This is a genomic window from Rhodoluna sp., from assembly GCF_024639375.1.
Lineage (GTDB): Bacteria > Actinomycetota > Actinomycetes > Actinomycetales > Microbacteriaceae > Rhodoluna.
In genome coordinates this window covers 17,392-35,896 of sequence record NZ_JAHEIM010000009.1, presented here as the reverse complement: position 1 = coordinate 35,896, position 18,505 = coordinate 17,392, and the positions used below count along the sequence as shown (strand labels likewise).

Here is an 18,505-nt window from a genome sequence, read left to right as displayed (position 1 = left end):
ATTCTTATTCGGGAAGGCAACGGGGCTGGTTAGGGCAAAAGCAAACCCCAGGCCAATTGACCTGGGGTTTCTCTAGTTGTGGGCCCTACCGGGATCGAACCGATGACATCCACGGTGTAAGCGTGGCGCTCTACCAGCTGAGCTAAAGGCCCTCTTTCGAGGTTGCAGTGAACTGCAACTCGAAGAGCCTACCGCATCAATCGCGGTTAACGCCAACTTGCAACGAAGCCAATGCGCGGTCGTACTCATCCTGAGAGCGAGCTTGGCCAGGTGCGGTCACGAATTTAGCAGTCAAAATGCCTTCGATGTTGATTACAAAGGTAGCTCGATTAGCGATTCCAGATTCTTCTAGAAAGACCCCGTAAGCCTTAGCAACGGCACCGTGAGGCCAGAAATCTGAAAGAACGGAAAATTTGTAGCCCTCTTCATCAGCGAACTTCTTCTGAACAAATTTTGAGTCCACTGAGATAGCAAGCAGTTCAACATTCTCGTTGTCGAACTTGGCGAAGTTGTCGCGGATTTCGCAAAGTTCACCGGTGCAGATGCCTGAGAAAGATAGCGGATAGAAGACCAAGACAACGGGTTTTTGATCGCGGAAATCTGAAAGTTTTACGGTTTCGCCGAATTGGTTGATCAGTTCGAAATTAGGGGCTTCGTCGCCAATGATTAGGGTCATTTACTGTCTCCGTTGCTGAAAGATGGGCTGGTCTGGTTACAAACTAGCAGCACATACATATGCTTCCCTTTGTTCTAAGCAAGCCCCGAGTCGTTCTAAACTCTTATGAGGCTTTACCAAAGCTAATCGGAATTCTTTGTCTATCCCCCACGAAAGGGAATGTCGGTGTCCATAAACAACAACGATGCATACGCGGTCAACACCCCTGACCTTGATCCACAAGAAACAAGCGAATGGCTTGAATCACTCGATGCGGTAGCACGAGTGCACGGCCGCGGTCGAGCCCGCGAGATCATGCTTAATCTTCTTCGTCGCTCACACGAACTACAGCTGAACGTTCCGATCGTTCCAACCACCGACTACATCAACACCATTGCGCCCGAAAACGAGGCCGAGTTTCCCGGTGACGAAAAAATCGAACGAACTTACCGCGCATGGATGCGCTGGAATGCTGCAATGCTTGTGCACCGAGCTCAGCGACCAGGCGTTGGCGTTGGTGGACACATCTCTACATTTGCGTCATCGGCTTCGCTATACGAAGTTGGTTTTAACCACTTCTTCAAGGGTCAGAACCACCCATCCGGTGGCGACCAGATTTTCATTCAGGGACACGCTTCACCTGGCCCATATGCTCGCGCCTTTCTTGAAGGTCGTCTGAGCGCAAACCAACTTGATGGTTTCCGCCAGGAGAAGTCACACGCCGGTGGCGGTTTGTCTTCTTACCCACACCCGCGATTGATGCCAGACTTCTGGCAGTTCCCAACAGTTTCGATGGGTATTGGCCCAATCAACGCTATTTATCAAGCGCAGTTCAACCGCTACCTTGCCGGCCGTGGTTTCAAAGACACCGCCGAACAACACGTTTGGGCCTACCTCGGCGACGGCGAACTAGACGAAGTTGAATCACGCGGTGCATTGCAACTTGCAGCCAACGACAACCTAGACAACCTCACCTTCGTTGTGAACTGTAACTTGCAGCGTCTTGATGGCCCTGTTCGAGGCAACGGCAAGATCATCCAAGAACTTGAATCGTTCTTCCGCGGTGCCGGTTGGAATGTAATCAAGGTTGTTTGGGGTCGCGAGTGGGATTCACTTCTTGCCAACGACACCGAAGGCGCTTTGGTCGACTTGATGAACAAGACTCCGGATGGCGACTACCAGACTTACAAGACCGAAGATGGCGCATTCGTGCGCGAAAACTTCTTTGGCCGCGACCCTCGCACACTGAAACTCGTTGAACACATGACCGACGATGAAGTGTGGGGCCTAAAGCGCGGTGGTCACGATTACCGCAAGGTTTACGCAGCCTATAAGTCAGCTCTTGAGCACAAGGGCCAGCCAACTGTAATTTTGGCGAAGACTATTAAGGGCTTCACCCTGGGCAAGTCATTTGAGGGTCGCAACGCTACCCACCAGATGAAGAAGTTAACCCTCGAGAACCTAAAGGGATTCCGCGACGAGCTAAAGATTCCAATTAGCGATGCTCAGCTCGAAGAGAACCCTTACCAGCCTCCTTACTTCCACCCGGGTCAGGATGCTCCAGAGATTCAGTACATGCACGAACGTCGTCGCGAACTTGGCGGATACCTTCCAGAGCGTCGCAGCAAATATGTTGATTTCAAGTTGCCAGAAACTGATGCATACGCGATTGCCAAAAAGGGATCGGGTACTCAGGAAATTGCAACCACCATGGCATTCGTGCGTTTGCTAAAAGACCTTTTGCGTGCACCTGAATTTGGTGAGCGAATTGTTCCGATCATTCCTGATGAAGCTCGCACCTTCGGTATGGATGCATTCTTCCCTACTGCAAAGATTTACAACCCGAATGGTCAGCACTACATCTCGGTAGACCGCGAATTGCTATTGGCATACAAAGAAAGTGTTTCGGGTCAGATTCTGCACACTGGCATCAACGAAGCCGGATCAATTGCTGGCTTCACCGCAGCAGCAACCAGCTACGCAACCCAGGGTCAGGCAATGATTCCGGTTTACGTCTTCTATTCAATGTTTGGTTTCCAGCGCACAGCCGACTCAATTTGGGCTGCAACTGACCAGCTATCTCGCGGCTTCATGATTGGCGCTACTGCAGGTCGCACCACACTTACCGGTGAAGGCTTGCAGCACGCCGATGGTCACTCACCTTTGTTGGCCTCAACCAACACTGGTGTCATCAGCTATGACCCGGCCTACGGATACGAAATTGCACACATTATGCGTCACGGTATTGAACGCATGTATGGCGGTCAGCACCCAGATCCAAACGTCGTGTTCTACCTAACCGTTTACAACGAGCCTTACGTTCAGCCTGCTGAACCAGAGGGCGTTGACGTCGACGGAATCATCCGCGGTATTCACCGTGTTTCTGAAAACCACAGTGAAGGTCGCAAGGCGCAGATTCTTGCTTCTGGTGTTGCGTTGCCGTGGGCTTACGAAGCGCAATCACTTTTGCAAAACGACTGGGGTGTATCGGCTGACATTTGGTCGGTAACTTCATGGACTGAACTTCGTCGCGATGGCCTAGCCCGCGATGAGGCGAAGTTCTTGAACCCTAACCACGAGATTGCACCTGCTTACTTGACTAGCAAATTGCAAAACGCTGCTGGCCCGGTTCTTGGCGTGAGCGACTTTATGCATGCAGTGCAAGATCAGATTCGACCATGGGTTCCAGGCGACTATGCAACTTTGGGTGCCGATGGTTTTGGTTTCTCTGACACTCGCGCAGCTGCACGTCGTTTCTTCAAGATCGATGGTCCTTCAATCGCGGTGCGCGTTCTTGAGCAACTTGTTGAACGCGGTGAAATTGACCCGAGTGTTCCCCAGATTGCAATCGACCGCTATCGCTTGCACGACGTGAATGCTGGAACCTCTGGATCGACCGGTGGCGAAAACTAAGCAGGCAACGATCGACTGGCTTAAGTCGATCTCTGGCGACTTAGCAACCACCACGCTAAAGCGCCTAGATGACTTGCTTCCTTGGTATCGCGACATGCCTGCCTCGCGCAGAGCATCGGTTGGCTTAGTCGCCCAAGCTGGCATCACTTCGTTTTTAGCTTGGTATAAAGATCCGAAGTCACAACCTTGGGTTGCCGCGGATGTGTTTAGCACTGCCCCAAGAGAATTGCTGCGTTCAATTTCATTGCAAGAAACGTTGCAGTTGATTCGTGTAGTGGTTCAGGTAGTTGAAGAAACCGTTGTGCGCGAAGACGAATCATTGCGCGAAGCGGTGTTGCTTTACTCACGCGAAATTGCCTTCTCAGCCGCCGATGTTTATGCACGTGCTGCTGAGGCTCGTGGCCTCTGGGATGCTCGACTAGAAGCACTGGTAGTCGATTCAATTTTGAGCGGCGAGAGCGATGAAGAACTTGCCTCACGAATTGCTGCGCTTGGCTGGCGCGCGCAAGGCGCAGTTTGCGCGTTGGTCGGCACTGCTGCAGAACCAGTCGACCAAGATGCGTTGCGCCGAATCGCACGCAAAAACAATGCCGACGTTCTCATTGGCGTGCACGGCAATCGCCTGATTGTTGTAATCGGTCGAATTGACCCAAACCAGGATGCCAAGACTCAAACATTTGCAAAGCTAACCGAAGCTCTGGATTCGCATTTTGGAAATGGTGCGGTCGTGATCGGCCCCGAAGTGGCGACCATCGCCGAAGCGCATAAATCAGCAAAGGCGGCACTTGCAGGATTTGCCGTTGTAAAAGCTTGGAATAAAGCACCGCGAAGAATTGCCGCGGATGACTTGTTAGCCGAACGAGCCTTGGCCGGTGACATGCTTGCGAAAGCGACTCTGATTGAGCGCATCTACCGCCCACTATTAACGAACTCGGCAGAACTGCTTGAGACATTGGTTCACTATCTTGAAACCGGCCGTTCTCTAGAAGCGACTGCTCGCGAATTATTTGTGCACCCAAACACTGTTCGCTACCGCCTAAAGCGAATCAGCGAAATTATTGGCTGGGATGCGAGTGGCCCTCGCGAAGCATTTGTGCTGCAGGTTTCCATGGTTCTCGGCGCAATGAGTGAAAATGATTCGAAGCGAAAAAGGTAAGGAAATCTAATGATTGTTATCGTCTGCCCAGGTCAGGGTGCGCAAGCACCAGGCTTTCTGGCTCCCTGGCTCGAATTGCCTAACTTCAAAAGTTCAATCGAAAGAATGCAAGCGGCAAGTGGCATTGATTTGATTGCCCACGGCACAACAAGTGATGCCGATACAATTCGTGACACCGCCATCGCTCAGCCACTAATCGTTGGAGCCGGTGTTGCAACCGTTGCTGCCCTATTCGAAAACGCCGGTGCAAAATCCGCAGGCATTGCCGGTGTCTCTGGACACTCGGTTGGTGAAATCACTGCAGCGGTTATTTCAGGAATTTTCACCGAAGAAGAAGGCATCAAGTTTGTTGCCGAACGCGGTCGCGAAATGGCCAAGGCTGCTGCACTAGAAACAACGAGCATGGCAGCGATTTTGGGCGGCGACCAATCCGAGGTTGAATCAAAGTTGAAATCACTCGATTTGGAACCTGCCAACTACAACGGTGGTGGACAGCTTGTTGCTGCTGGCAGCGCAGAAGCGATCGCGGCACTGCAAGCTGAGCCACTTGCCGGCACCCGTGTTATTCCTCTGCAGGTGGCTGGTGCTTTTCACACTCGCTTTATGAAGCCAGCCGTTGAGTCACTTCGCACTTACGCCAACGGCGTGCCAGTGAACGACCCGGCAATCAAGATTTGGAGCAACAACGGCGGCCGCGAGGTTGCTAGCGGAACTGAGTTTGTTGACCTGCTGGTGAATCAGGTGTCGAGCCCGGTTCGCTGGGATTTGTGCATGCAAGCAATGGTCGAGGCGGGCGTCACTGCCCTAATTGAGGTGGCTCCGGCTGGAACCCTGGTTGGCCTTGCCAAGCGCTCTATGCCAGGAATTGAGACCTTGGCAGTTAAAACTCCAGAAAATATCGAACAAGCATTGTTACTAATCAACAACCACAGCTAAGGTTTCGCCAAGTAAATTGGTGAATAGAACAAGAACCGAGGATCAATGTCGCAGCCGACGCTAAATCAGTACGAGACCGTCAAGTACTCACGCATCTATTCACTAGGTGCAACTCGTGGCGATCTCACCGTCACCAATGACGACATTGCCGGCCCAATCGATTCAAGCGACGAATGGATTCGCCAGCGCACCGGAATCATCACTCGCAAACGCGCGAGCAAAGACTTGAGCCTTATGGACATGGCAGTATCAGCTTCGAACGAAGCAATTGCCAAAGCCGGAATTCAGGCGTCTGAAATCGGTGCAGTAATTTTCTCGACCATTACCCACCCGCACCAAACTCCATCCGCAGCCGCTCTATTGGCAGACAAGATTGGTGCCAACCCTGCCCCAGCATTCGACATTTCTGCAGCATGTGCCGGCTATTGCTATGGCATTGCGCAGGCAGATGCTCTAGTTCGATCTGGTGTAGCTAAATATGTTTTGGTAATCGGTGGCGAAAAGCTTTCTGACTTCATTGACCCAACCGATCGCACAATTTCATTCTTGCTTGGCGACGGCGCAGGCGCGGCAATTGTTGGCCCATCAGACACTCCAGGCATTAGCCCAACCGTTTGGGGCTCGGATGGCTCACACTGGGATGCCGTTGGCATGAGCGCATCCTTGTTGGAACTTCGTGACGGAACTGCAAACTGGCCAACCCTTCGCCAAGAAGGCCTAACCGTTTTCAAGTGGGCCGTTTGGGAAATGGTTAAGGTTGCTCGCCAGGCACTTGAAGTTGCTGGCATCAAAGTTGAAGACCTCGCCGCCCTAGTCACCCACCAGGCAAACATCCGCATTATTGACGAACTTGCCAAGCAGCTTGAGGTTCCAGAGCACGTTGTGATTGCACGAGACATCGTCTACACCGGCAACACATCCGCAGCAAGCATTCCCCTTGCCATGCATGCCCTGCTTGAATCTGGCGAGGTCAAATCTGGCGGTTTGGCCCTAGAAATCGGCTTCGGCGCGGGTCTTGCCTTCGGCGCTCAAGTAGTAGTACTGCCCTAAACTTAACCACGGTCAAATAACCCCTAAAGGAGAAATCAATGGCACTTTCACAGAACGAAGTTCTTGCAGGTCTAGCAGAGATCGTTAACGACGAGACCGGTATTGCTACCGAAGCCGTTCAGCTAGAGAAGTCATTCACTGACGACCTAGACATTGACTCAATTTCAATGATGACAATCGTTGTAAACGCAGAAGACAAGTTCGGCGTAAAGATTCCAGACGAAGAAGTTAAGAACCTAATCACAGTTGCTGATGCGGTTAACTTCATTACCAACGCTCAGTAATTTAGGCCGAGGCTAAACAAATTGTCTACAAAAATTGTTGTCACTGGTATTGGCGCAACCACGCCACTCGGTGGCGACGCGCGATCAACCTGGAATGCATTGCTTGCTGGAGAATCGGGTATCTCGACTCTTGAGCAAGCTTGGGTAGCGCAGTACGAAATTCCTGTCACTTTTGCTGGTCAAGCAAAGGTTCCGGCAGCCGAAATTCTTACCCCGCAAGAGGTCAAGCGCCTCGACCCATCAAGCCAGTTTGCATTGATCGCAGCACGCGAGGCTTGGGCCGACGCAGGTACTCCTGCAGTTGAGCCTGAGCGCCTCGCGGTTGAATTTGCTACCGGCATCGGTGGCGTGTGGACTTTGTTGGATGCCTTCGACACTCTAAAAGAGCGTGGCCCTCGCCGCGTCTTGCCTATGACCGTGCCAATGCTGATGCCAAATGGCCCGGCTGCAGCAATCGGCATGGACATCGCGGCTCGCGGCGGTGTGCGCACCTCAGTTTCTGCTTGCGCGTCCAGCACCGAGGCAATCGCAAACGCATTGAACCGCCTGCTATCTGGCGAAGTTGATGTTGTTGTTGCTGGTGGTTGTGAAGCTGCAATTCACCCACTGCCAATCGCAGCTTTCGCGTCAATGCATGCACTTTCACGCCGCAACGAAGATCCAGCCAAAGCTTCACGCCCATACGACGTCAACCGCGATGGTTTCGTGATGGGTGAAGGTGGCGGCGCCATCGTTCTTGAAACCGAAGCCCACGCCAAGGCTCGTGGCGCAAAGATTTATGCCGAACTAGTTGGTGGCGCTGTTACTTCGGATGCCTACCACATCACTGCCCCAGACCCTGAGGGTTCAGGCGCAGCTCGCGCTGTTGTCGCTGCGCTAAAGCAGGCCAACGCACAGCCTGAAGATGTTGCACACATCAACGCTCACGCAACCAGCACCCCGGTTGGTGACATCGCCGAGTACACCGCACTAAAGCGCGTGTTTGGTGACCACCTGGGCAACATTGCGGTTTCGGCAACCAAAGCATCAACCGGTCACCTTCTAGGTGGCGCTGGTGCGATTGAGTCAATTTTCACCATCTTGGCCTTGCACGAACGCACTGCTCCCCCAACTATCAACCTGGATGAGCAAGACCCAGAGATTCCTCTCGACGTGGTGACTAGCCCTCGCAAGCTTCCTGATGGTCCAATCTTGGCAATCAGCACTTCTTTTGGTTTTGGTGGGCACAACGCGGTAATCGCATTCCGCAGCTATCAGGGCTAAACGGTCGCTGATCAGCTAATTCGACGCAATTCAACCTGCGGCTTTTCCAACTCTGCCTTACGGTAGCCTTCCAATTCGTCATCCCAAGCCTGCCCCAAAACAGCTCGCAGACCTCGTTGCAGATCAAGCAGATTTGTGCCGGCAGCATCGATGGCCGATCTGATTCTGAGCTCGGAAGCGAGAATATTGCCCGCTGAATCTACTGGTGAATAGAACATGCCCAAACTAGGTGTATAGACCCATCTAGAGCCCTCCTGGGCCTCACTGGACTGTTGATTTACCTCAAACCGAACCTTTTGCCAGCTGGCCAAAATGGCTGCCAATTCAACGCCAGCGGTCTCGTGACCAGACCAGAGAAATTCAGTGCGGGCACTCTTGGGAGCTATGGGCTGATCGGCCCACTGCAGGCGTACTTCGGTATCGAGCACACTTGCAATAGACCATTCAAGATGTGCCATTAAGGCCCTAGGGGCACTGTGGATAAAAACCATGCCGTGGGCGGTAATCGATGTCATACTCGCCTCTCGAACCTAGGTGCATCTTCCCCAATGTCCTGTGTTCGCGGCGCCCATAAAGAATACGCCTGGCGTTTTGCATCTGTCAAAGGCCAAAAATGGCCCCGGATACCTTCTAGCGCTTAATCCACTCTCGAGAAACTGTGAATCTTTCAACGATTTCAGGGATTGGATCAACGCCGATTCCGGGTGCAGTGGGAACTGACACGTGCCCATCCACCAAAACAAAAGGTTCGGTGAGATCGGTTTCGAAATAACGTGATGATGCCGAGGTATCGCCTGGCAAAGTGAAACCAGGCATGGCAGCAAGGGCAAGGTTTGCAGCTCGGCCAATTCCGGTCTCCAACATTCCGCCACACCAAACCGGAATGTTGTTGGCCACAGCGACGTCATGAATTTTCATTGATTCAAGGTATCCGCCAACGCGCGAAGGTTTGATGTTGATGATTTCGGCTGCGCCCAATTCAATGGCGTCTCGCGCGATGTCGGCCGAAATGATTGTTTCGTCAAGACAAACCGGAGTCTCAATGTATTGCGCCAGCTTTGCGTGACCTAATAGATCCTCTTCAAAGATTGGCTGCTCGATGAGCAACAGGTTGAATTCATCGAGTCTCTTTAGCAGGTCGAAATCATCACGGGTATAAGCGGTGTTCGCATCGACCTGAAGCAGCAAATCATCACCGTATGTTTCACGAACTAGCTTGACCGGTTCGTAATCCCAGCCTGGTTCGATTTTGAGTTTGATGCGAAGGTAACCCTCGTTCAAGTAGCCATCAACGTATCGCATAAGTTCGCCCAATGAATCCATGATGCCAACCGAAACTCCAGCTGGAACACGATCCTTCACAGCACCAAAATACTTTGCGAAAGAGATTCCTTGGTGACGCAGTTGCGCGTCTAGTAAGGACGTCTCGATGGCCGCTTTGGCCATGCGGTGGCCTTTCATCCAATGCACTGCCGGTGCAACTTTTTCGGCAGTTAGGTCATCACCCATGGCAAAGAGGTCAGGCAAAATGAACTGCTTGATAACGTCCATGGCGGCGGTGTGATATTCACTCGAATAGTCTGGGCGATCGTTCGCACCACACTCGGCCCAACCTTCACCCTGGTCGGTAATAACGTGAGCCCAAAAAACTTCGTGCATGCTTACCGAAGAGAATGATGTGCGGAATGCTGATTTGAGTGGAACATTGAGTCGGATAAGTTCGACTGCTTCAAGTTTCATGGTTATGCCTCCGGGGTGTTTAGCACTAAAGCAGTGCGATCTTCGGTCATGGAGTGAATAGTCGCTCCGGATTCAAAAGCTGGTTGCAAGATTTCACGAATTTGTCGACGCCACTCAAGAGCACCTTCGAGGTCTTGTTTGCGCAGAGTCTCGATGTCTGCGGGCAACGCAATTTCGATGCGCTTGCCGGTTGGTGGGGCAATTTTGGCACCAAAATCAATTGGCCAGTATGTGAAAAGTCGGTCAGACTCATCGCCAGCATTGATTGAGTCGCTCATAGAGCCATAGAAGTTAGGCAAGAACTCGATTGCAGTGGCGCCGAGTTTTTCAAAATTGAAGACACAATTACGGCGCACCAGCGGGTCGAAAGTCCATGTGATTGCGCTAAGGCCTTGTTGCGCAGCCCAAAGTTTTTGATGCTGCTTGATTGTGAAGCCCACTCCAGCAAAGGTTGCAGCGGTCACGTGCGAGTGCAAGATGGTCTGGCCTTGAAATTGCCCAACAAATCCGAACGAACCGCCAACAACTTGATTGTCTTGTTTTGCAAGAACGGCATATGCGCCCACGTGAACCGCTGCGAGTATCAAGTCGAACGGCGCAACTTCTGCCCCGTCACTCCAAATTGAATTCAAAAACGCAGCTAACTGCTCTGCATCCTGAACTGATGCAACCTGAGTTATCTGCGCTGACATGCCTTTATTCTTTCAGATAAAAAAGTGGAGGCACGCTTTCGCATGCCCCCACCCGTTGAAACTTTTGAACTATTTATTACTTGGTGCCGTTGATGGTTGCCTCGGTCACTGCGAATGCAGAAAGGTTCCACTTGGCAAGCAGATTGGCATATGTGCCATCGTCAATCAGAGACTGAATCGCTGCCTGAATGGCTGCAGTCAAACCTGAGTTTGCCTTCAACACACCAACACCGGTGAAAGCTGATTCGAAACCAGCTGGTGGGTCGCTCGGTGCAACGATTTCAAAGTATTCGCCAGCTCCAGCAGTCTGTGCAGTGTAGGCAGCAACCTGACCGTCGTTCACACCAGCAACTGCCTTGCCCGCACGAATTGCGTTTTGTGCATCGCCATCGGTTGGGAACTCAAGAATCTCAATCTTCTTTGAACAGCTTGGGTTCACAGCGTTGATCAAGTCAATCTGTGCGGTTGAAGTCTGAATTGCAACGGTCTTGCCACAAAGGTCAGCAAGTGATGCGACGCCTTCTGGGTTGCCCTTAGCAACGATGATGGCAAAGCCAGCCTTGAAGTAGTCAACGAAGTCAAGAACCTTCTGGCGTTCTGCGGTGTCATTCATGCCAGACATGATTACGTCGTGTGCACCCGACTGAAGCGAAGGAATAATGCCATCCCAGTCTTGGTCTTCAAAGCTCATCTTTACGCCGAGCTTGGCGCCGATTGCCTGCGAAAGGTCATAGTCAAAACCGGTTGGGTTGTCGTTCTCGTCGAACAACTCCATTGGAGCATAAGGAATGTCTGATGCAATGCTGATGCCATCTTTGAACTCAGCTGGAACAAGTGCTGCAGCTGCTTCATCCACAGCGATTGTTGATGCTGATGTTGGGCTTGCTGACGGTGCGGGCTCAGCTGCACAACCAGCTAGTGCAAAAAGGCTAGCGGTGGCCAACATGGCCAAACCGGCGACTTTAGAAATAGACAAATTGTCTCCTAATCTCGGGTAATGAAAAAAGCCTAGTTCAGGCATGGCCTGGCTTGGCCTTGATTTGAGCAGAGTTTACAAAACCGAAATGGTCAGAGCACGCTTCGCAAGAACGCCTGAGTGCGCGGGTTTTGAGGCTTGTCGATGACATCCTTAGGCTTGCCCTCTTCGACAACCACGCCTTGATCCATAAAGACCACGCGATCCGCTACTTCGCGAGCAAACCCCATTTCGTGGGTCACCACAATCATGGTCATGCCAGAATCTGCGAGTTTGCGCATCACATCTAGCACATCGCCAACCAACTCAGGGTCAAGCGCCGAGGTTGGCTCATCAAAAAGCATTAGCTTGGGCTCCATGGCCAAGGCGCGGGCAATGGCGACACGTTGCTGCTGACCCCCGGAAAGCTGGCTTGGATAGGCATCTGCTTTGTCGGCAAGCCCAACAGTCTTTAGCAACTCGAGAGCCTTCTCACGTGCCGCAGCTCGCGACATGCCAGACACACCAATTGGGGCTTCGATCACGTTTTCGAGCGTGGTTAGGTGCGGAAACAGATTGAAGCGCTGAAAAACCATTCCAATGTGACTTCGCTGTTTTGCGATTTCACTTGGGCGCATCTCGTGCAGCGCGTCGCCCTTTTCGCGGAATCCCATTAGAGAGCCGTCTACGTAAAGACGACCACCGTTTATGGTTTCGAGGTGATTGATGCAGCGCAACAAGGTTGACTTGCCAGAACCCGACGGGCCCAACAAGCAAAGCACCTCTCCTCGGTTAACCTGCAGGTTAATTCCCTTTAGCACCTCATTTGAACCAAAGTGTTTGCGAATGCTGCGAGCATCGACCATCAAGTCATTTGTCATGCTGATGCCTTTGACGAAAATCTAAGCCAACGCTGCTGCTGGTTTGGTGCACTGAATCCGCGGCCATAGCGCTTTTCAAGATAACTCTGTGGCCACGAAAGCACGGTGGTCATAACGAGGTACCAGAAACCAGCAACCACAAGAAGCTCAACTTGTGCAAGGTTTTGCGATGAAATTTGAGATGTTCGTGCGTAAAGCTCCATCACTGCAACCACCTGCAATAAAGAGGTGTTCTTGAGCATTGAAATGAATTCGTTGCCCATTGGCGGAATGATCACTCGCATGGCCTGCGGCAAAACAATTCGACGAAGCGTGTAGCCGGTGCTCATGCCCAACGATTTGGCAGCCTCAGTTTGACCAGAGTCCACAGACAAAATTCCGGCGCGAACAATCTCCGCTGCATAAGCAGCCTCGTTTAGCGAAAGCGCAATGATGCCGGCCACTAGAGAAGTGAAAACCAAACTTGTCTTCTCTGAAAAAAGCAAGAAGTCAGTGAATGGAATACCGATTTCAACCTTGGGATAAATAATGCCGAGGTATCCCCAGAAAACTACCTGCAATAGCAAAGGTGTGCCTCTAAAGAAGCCCACGTACGCGGTAGAAACAATTCTGAGAACCGGATTTGTGGATAGCTTCATGATCGCCAGAAGAATGGCTAGAACTGTGCCGATAAACATTGAAATCACGGTGAGCAGCACCGTTAAACCGGCTGCCCCGATCACACGCTTATCAAACAAGAACTCGTTAATAATTGAGTGATTCACATTTGGCGAAGACCAAAGTGAATAGACAAAAGCTCCAAGAATGAGAACTACTAGAGCTGCTGAAACCCAACGCCAAGGGTGACGAAGTGGAATGGCGACAATGTCGTCATTCTGTGTGCCACTTCGAGAAGTCATGAATGAAATCCTAAGGCAATTGACACCCCTACCCCGCTGCTAGCCTTATTTTTTATGAGCAAGCTATATTTTCGCCACGGAGCCATGAACAGCGGTAAGAGCACAGCACTCTTGCAAGCAGCCCACAACTACGAAGAGCGTTCACAGCGAGTTTTGCTCACTAAACCGGCTATCGATACCAAGGGCAGTGCGGCGATCGTGAGTCGACTTGGTGTTGATCGAGACGTTGACTTTTTACTTACGCCTGATCTAAATCTGCGCGATGAGTTCAATGCACTTTGCTCCAAAATCAAGCAGGAATCAGGCCAAGGGATTGCCTGCCTGCTGATTGACGAAGCTCAATTTCTAACTGCTGCCCAGGTAGACCAGGCCCTTGAAATTGCTGTTCTAGATGACGTGCCAGTGCTTGCCTACGGAATTCGAACCGACTTTCAAACCAAGGGGTTCCCTGGTTCAATTCGTTTGCTCGAGATTGCACACACACTCGAAGAGTTGAAGACAATTTGCCGATGCGGCCGTAAAGCCATGTTCAACGCACGCAAATTCAATGGAGAATTTATCTTCGACGGCGAGCAAGTTGCCATTGATGGTGTCGACGTGACTTATGAATCGCTTTGCCCCGCTTGCTACATCGAAGAAAAAAGTACTTTTATCGAAAAGTAATCCTGAACCAGGAATATATTTCCATTTAGTTAACCAGCACGAAAGCAAAAGGACATCCGCAGTTTGCTTGGCCAAATTTGACTTTTCTCACTGCCCATAAACGCAGTTCTATAAGGAGAAAAGATGATTAAGCGCGTTGCAGCTTCTGCTGCTGCACTAACTCTGCTTGCCACTGGCGCACTCGCAGCCAACGCAGCAGAAAAGCCTGTATACATGGAGCCAGTTGCTGCTGGCGCAACCCTAGATGTGCTGGCTACTTCTGGCGACACCATCGGCGGATACCTGCTGCCAGGAACCCCAGACGGCATGGGCGCATACAAGACAGCTGACGGCGTCAAGCTTTTGGTAAACCACGAGTTCACTGGCGCCCAGGCTGCCTGGGCTCAGGGTGCCGGATCAACCACCGGTGGTTCAACCGTTTCTGAGGTCACTATTGACCCAGCAACGGGCAAAGTCAAGGCAGCAAAAGAGCTTTTGAGCTCAGTTGTTTGGTACAACTACCAGACCAAGACTTATGGTGACACACCTACTTCACCGGATGGCAAAGCAGTCAACAACTACTACGGTCCAGCATTCGCAAAGAACCTAGACCGATTCTGTTCAGCATCACTTGCACCAGCCGGCACTTTCACATACAAGAAGAATGGCAAGACCGTTGGCTACACTGGCGCGGTATTCATGACACCTGAGGAGTCAGGCATTCAGTCACGTGGCTTTGCGATGAACACCGCTGGTCAGCTAGTTCAGCTACCTAAGTTGGGTCTTGCTGGTCAGGAAACCTTCAACGCCGCTAAGACCACAAACGCCAACTCAGTAATTATCGGCAACGAGGACGACGAGGTTGTTTCGAGCGAAGTTCGCATGTACGTAGGCACCAAAAACAACTCTGGCACCTGGTACGAGAAGGCTGGTCTAACCAACGGTTCTTCATACTTCCTAAAGGTTGACGACATTGCCACCGACAGCGAGTTCCGCGCATTCGTTGGCAAGAACGTGAAAGCAAATGTTTCGTTCAAGAAGTACGACAGCAATGCAACCGCTATTTCACAGAACTCACACGTAGGCACCTTGGCTACTGGTTTCACTCGCGTTGAGGATGGCGCCTTTGACCCTAAGCACCCAAACGACTACTACTTTGTGACCACCCAGTCGAACAAGTGGGAATCAGCAATCGCCTTGAACCCAGCTACCCCAGACGTAACCTCACGCGACGGTGGAGCTCTATGGCGCCTGCGCTTCAAGAACGTCAACGAGCCTCTGAAGGGTGCGACTCTTGAGATGTTGCTCGACGGTTCTGAATGGATCTACGCCAACAAGCCTGACAACATCACCATTGACAACTTTGGTCACATCCTGATTCAGGAAGACCCAGGAGGCAATGACCAGGTATCACGCATCTTTGCATACGACATTCCTACCAAGAAGCTAGCCGTCGTTGCTAAGTTCAAGGATTCGATGTTTGCCAAGAACGCTCCAGCCGCAACAAAGATCACCAATGACGAAGAGTCATCTGGAATCTTAGACGTGACCAGCTTCTTCAAGAAGAAAGCTGCAGACAAGACTTCTTACTATGTTTTGAATGCTCAGATTCACGCGACACCAGCGGCCTCACGACCTGACGTGACTGACCCAACCTCAATTGCCAAGGCAGTTGAAGGTGGCCAGCTTTACCTTCTAAAGGTTGCTGACTGGTCAGCGGTTGACTGGAAGTAAAGCTTCAATAAAAAAGAGCGGGTGGCTACGGCCACCCGCTCTTTTTGTTTTCGACAGCTACATTGTTGCGATGAAACGACCAACAACTCCCCCGGCATGTAGTTTGTCTACAGCCCCTGGAATGTCTTCAAAGCCAATGAGGTTCATCGGAGGGTTAAGTTTTCCAGTGCGCATCAGTTCATAGATTCCAGCAAGGTCTTCCTTGGTGCCTGATTTTGAACCCGCAATAGTTAGCTGGTTGATGATGATTGGAGTGGTGTTGATGGTCGCTTGACCTCTACCCATTCCAACCTGAACAAGTTTTCCAAACTCGGCCAATGTGTCGATGGCCTCGGCTGTCGTGGTTCCGAAACCGGCGTAGTCAACAATCAATTCCAAACCGACATCCTTGAATTCGGTGATTGACTCTGCAACAGCCTTCAGGCCAATTTCATCAGCCAAGGCACGGGTTTCAGCATTTACTTCAGCGGCATAAACCTCAGCGCCGCTTAGCACTGCAGCTCTAGCTCCAATGTAACCAAGGCCACCTAGACCAATCACACCAACTTTCATTCCTGCCTTAGCGCCACCAACGGCCATGATTGCGTGATATGAAGTCAATCCAGCGTCGGTTGCCATTGCGCCTAGTTCGAATGAAACCTCATCTGGAAGTTTCACAAGGTTGTCGTCAGTCGCGAGAATCTTTGGAGCCCAGCCGCCATCCCATGAATAGTAACCAAGGGCTTCACCGTTTGACATCACCGGGGCAAGACCAACACGGTCGCCAACTTTCCAATGTTCCATGCCCGGGCCCACCTCAGAAATGACACCCGCTGTTTCGTGGCCCAAAGTGCGAGGTAGTTCTGGATACATAAACATCCAGTTTGGATCAGTCAGCGTGCTGACGTCCGAGTGACAAATGCCAGTCGCTTTTACATCCACGACTACAGTTCCTGGTCGAACTTTTGGTTCTGGAACTTCATTGAGGACCAAAGGCTTATTCGTGCCCTCAAATTGCCATGCCTTCATCTTGTTTCTCCTGTTTCACTTGCATCCAGCTCTTTGCTGGAAGTTATTTGATGAAACCGCCGTCCGAGGAATCAGTGGACAGCATCCATGCCGGTAATGAACTCAAGACGGCACTTTCATAAAGCGCCACATCACTGGCACCCGATTGAAGCCAAACTCGCAAGACTGACGTCAACCCGCTGCCAAGAAAGGCAGCGGTCGAAGTGATTAGAAACTCACGATTCTTTTTTGCATGCTTGGGAAGCATCTGTGGGTTCTCGCTAAAAAGCATTTGCATTGATTTACTGATGTGTTTGCTCAATAGATTCTGGAGTTCACCATCTGCATTTTCTGCAAAACCAAGTTCATAAATTCGTTCGAACTTTTTTACGTGTTCGACTGTTCCCACAACAGCTTCACTCCACATTTGCCGAAAATCCGGTCGAGACTCGTGAGTGCCATTTAGAAATGATGTGCGTAGCTGATCCAAGTCGTCTTCTAGTGCACCCTTGACTACCTGAAAAGGATTTTCAGCATGTTTGTAGAACGTCGCTCGGTTGATTCCTGCTGCTGTTGAAAGTTCGGTCACAGAGATTGACTTAATCGACTGGCGAGAAGCCAAATCTAGGGCTGCGCTCCGAAGCCTCTTTTGGGTCTTTAAAACCCTGGCATCTGGTGTCGACTCTGCAGTGTTTTGCACAAAAAGATGCTAAACCCGCGAATCGAGAAAAGCAACATCTGTCGCTTATCTCTTTCGGGAGCCCCAAATGCCTGCGGAGATAACCCCCGAACGGTGCTCGGGTTTCACTAGTTATCGATATCACTTCTTGATGATGAGTGTGGCTTCCACGCCTGACGATTCACCGTTTGAGTCGATCAGATTCCAACCGAGGGAAAAAGTTCCACTCTGACGAGGAATGCCTCGAATTAGTCCGTACTTTGGGCTCCAAACAAGCCCTTTCGGCAATGAACCGGAAACTAGCTTGAATGTGTAAGGTTGCAGCCCCGCGCTTGCGCCAATCGCCAAATTGTATTCAGTGTTTAATTTTCCTGGTCGGAAATAGCCTGTGCGATTCGTGTTGTAAGGAACGAATGCGGGTTCAGGACACGGTGCAAATCCGGCATCGAATGGGCCAGCTGTTGAATTGCATGTGACTAGATTCAATGGGAACCAGAATTTGATTGTTCGCTTGGCAGCATCGGTGACCGTGGCCCAAACCTTGTGCGAACCGGCCTCGATTGTTGGCCCCGCGCCATAAAATACCCAAGTCGTTGGGTTGATGTGCAGCTCTGGAACCTGAATACCATCGATGTTCAAAAGCTTCCAGCGGTAATAAGGCTGCTTAGTGGTGAGAGTTCCACCCATTGCGACGAGTTTGCGGTTATAGATTCTGCCAATTGGAAAAGCGCCGCCAACATCACGGTATCCGTCGGCTGATTGGCTCGGAACTAGGAAAGTTTTTGGCGAGACAACGTATTCGGCAGCCTGAACCGGACTTATGAAGGCCCCAAAAGTGGAAATGTCACCATTGCAATCAATATCTTCTTCATGCGACCGATTCTAGGGTGCCCGCCGCAATCGACCAACGAAAGTTGTGAGTATGGAAAGGCGCCGACAGGCGGCTTTCGTAAGTCCCGTTCTAATTAACGGTTCTGGTGGGGAGTATGGAAAGGCGCCGACAGGCGGCTTTCGTAAGTCCCGTTCTAATTAACGGTTC

At 51.2% G+C, this 18,505-nt stretch carries 18 protein-coding genes and 1 tRNA gene; 8 read left to right on the top strand and 11 right to left on the bottom strand.

The features are described 5' to 3' along the window. Nucleotides 1-79: 79 nt before the first annotated feature. Nucleotides 80-152, bottom strand: a tRNA-Val gene (locus Q0L28_RS03945). 44 nt (nt 153-196) lie between these two features. After that, on the bottom strand, nt 197-676 hold the full coding sequence (locus tag Q0L28_RS03940) for a peroxiredoxin (protein ID WP_296631897.1): 480 nt from the start codon (nt 674-676) through the stop codon (nt 197-199). Between the two features lie 165 nt (nt 677-841). Between Q0L28_RS03940 and aceE the strand changes: the two genes are divergently transcribed. Genes aceE through Q0L28_RS03910 form a run of 6 tightly spaced genes read left to right on the top strand, consistent with a single transcriptional unit; the run spans nt 842 to nt 8,257 of the window. After that, a complete protein-coding gene (gene aceE, locus Q0L28_RS03935; protein WP_296631894.1) occupies nt 842-3,568 on the top strand; it encodes a pyruvate dehydrogenase (acetyl-transferring), homodimeric type in 2,727 nt (908 codons plus the stop codon). Next, a complete protein-coding gene (locus Q0L28_RS03930; RefSeq protein ID WP_296631891.1) occupies nt 3,531-4,724 on the top strand; it encodes a CdaR family transcriptional regulator in 1,194 nt (397 codons plus the stop codon). Before aceE ends, Q0L28_RS03930 begins: the two co-directional genes overlap by 38 nt. A 9-nt stretch (nt 4,725-4,733) precedes the next feature. Then, entirely contained in the window at nt 4,734-5,660 is a 927-nt protein-coding gene (locus tag Q0L28_RS03925; RefSeq protein WP_296631888.1) for an ACP S-malonyltransferase, read from the top strand. Between the two features lie 45 nt (nt 5,661-5,705). Continuing rightward, nucleotides 5,706-6,710, top strand: a complete 1,005-nt coding sequence (locus Q0L28_RS03920) for a beta-ketoacyl-ACP synthase III (RefSeq protein WP_296631885.1) — start codon at nt 5,706-5,708, stop codon at nt 6,708-6,710. Nucleotides 6,711-6,748: 38 nt separating this feature from the next. After that, nucleotides 6,749-6,994 carry an acyl carrier protein gene (locus Q0L28_RS03915; RefSeq protein WP_296631883.1) on the top strand — a complete coding sequence of 82 codons (246 nt, stop codon included), beginning with the start codon at nt 6,749-6,751 and terminating at the stop codon, nt 6,992-6,994. Nucleotides 6,995-7,015: 21 nt separating this feature from the next. After that, complete coding sequence (locus Q0L28_RS03910) at nt 7,016-8,257, top strand: beta-ketoacyl-[acyl-carrier-protein] synthase family protein (RefSeq protein ID WP_296631881.1); 1,242 nt, start codon at nt 7,016-7,018, stop codon at nt 8,255-8,257. A gap of 11 nt (nt 8,258-8,268) precedes the next feature. On the opposite strand, the gene Q0L28_RS03905 is transcribed toward Q0L28_RS03910, so the two are convergent. From Q0L28_RS03905 to Q0L28_RS03880, 6 genes are all read right to left on the bottom strand, one after another. Continuing rightward, the gene (locus Q0L28_RS03905) at nt 8,269-8,748 is read right to left on the bottom strand and encodes a DUF3145 family protein (protein ID WP_296632054.1); all 480 of its coding nucleotides are present in this window, start codon (nt 8,746-8,748) and stop codon (nt 8,269-8,271) included. Between the two features lie 139 nt (nt 8,749-8,887). After that, on the bottom strand, nt 8,888-9,997 hold the full coding sequence (gene menC, locus Q0L28_RS03900; RefSeq protein WP_296631878.1) for an o-succinylbenzoate synthase: 1,110 nt from the start codon (nt 9,995-9,997) through the stop codon (nt 8,888-8,890). Nucleotides 9,998-9,999: 2 nt separating this feature from the next. Then, nucleotides 10,000-10,689, bottom strand: coding sequence for a hypothetical protein (locus tag Q0L28_RS03895; RefSeq protein ID WP_296631876.1), 690 nt, complete (start codon nt 10,687-10,689; stop codon nt 10,000-10,002). 76 nt (nt 10,690-10,765) lie between these two features. Then, on the bottom strand, nt 10,766-11,665 hold the full coding sequence (locus Q0L28_RS03890; protein WP_296631874.1) for an ABC transporter substrate-binding protein: 900 nt from the start codon (nt 11,663-11,665) through the stop codon (nt 10,766-10,768). 92 nt (nt 11,666-11,757) lie between these two features. After that, entirely contained in the window at nt 11,758-12,525 is a 768-nt protein-coding gene (locus tag Q0L28_RS03885) for an amino acid ABC transporter ATP-binding protein (protein WP_296631873.1), read from the bottom strand. Further along, entirely contained in the window at nt 12,522-13,424 is a 903-nt protein-coding gene (locus Q0L28_RS03880) for an amino acid ABC transporter permease (protein ID WP_296631870.1), read from the bottom strand. The genes Q0L28_RS03885 and Q0L28_RS03880 overlap by 4 nt, the downstream gene beginning before the upstream one ends. A gap of 54 nt (nt 13,425-13,478) precedes the next feature. Between Q0L28_RS03880 and Q0L28_RS03875 the strand changes: the two genes are divergently transcribed. Continuing rightward, nucleotides 13,479-14,087, top strand: a complete 609-nt coding sequence (locus Q0L28_RS03875; RefSeq protein WP_296631867.1) for a thymidine kinase — start codon at nt 13,479-13,481, stop codon at nt 14,085-14,087. A 123-nt stretch (nt 14,088-14,210) separates the two neighbouring features. Next, the gene (locus Q0L28_RS03870; RefSeq protein WP_296631865.1) at nt 14,211-15,800 is read left to right on the top strand and encodes an alkaline phosphatase PhoX; all 1,590 of its coding nucleotides are present in this window, start codon (nt 14,211-14,213) and stop codon (nt 15,798-15,800) included. Between the two features lie 57 nt (nt 15,801-15,857). Here Q0L28_RS03870 and Q0L28_RS03865 read toward each other — a convergent pair whose 3' ends face one another. The 3 genes from Q0L28_RS03865 to Q0L28_RS03855 form a co-directional block, all read right to left on the bottom strand. After that, nucleotides 15,858-16,808, bottom strand: a complete 951-nt coding sequence (locus tag Q0L28_RS03865; protein ID WP_296631863.1) for a zinc-binding dehydrogenase — start codon at nt 16,806-16,808, stop codon at nt 15,858-15,860. 43 nt (nt 16,809-16,851) lie between these two features. After that, entirely contained in the window at nt 16,852-17,376 is a 525-nt protein-coding gene (locus tag Q0L28_RS03860) for a TetR/AcrR family transcriptional regulator (RefSeq protein WP_296631860.1), read from the bottom strand. Nucleotides 17,377-17,607: 231 nt separating this feature from the next. Next, nucleotides 17,608-18,153, bottom strand: coding sequence for a putative Ig domain-containing protein (locus tag Q0L28_RS03855; RefSeq protein WP_296631858.1), 546 nt, complete (start codon nt 18,151-18,153; stop codon nt 17,608-17,610). Nucleotides 18,154-18,505: the final 352 nt, after the last annotated feature.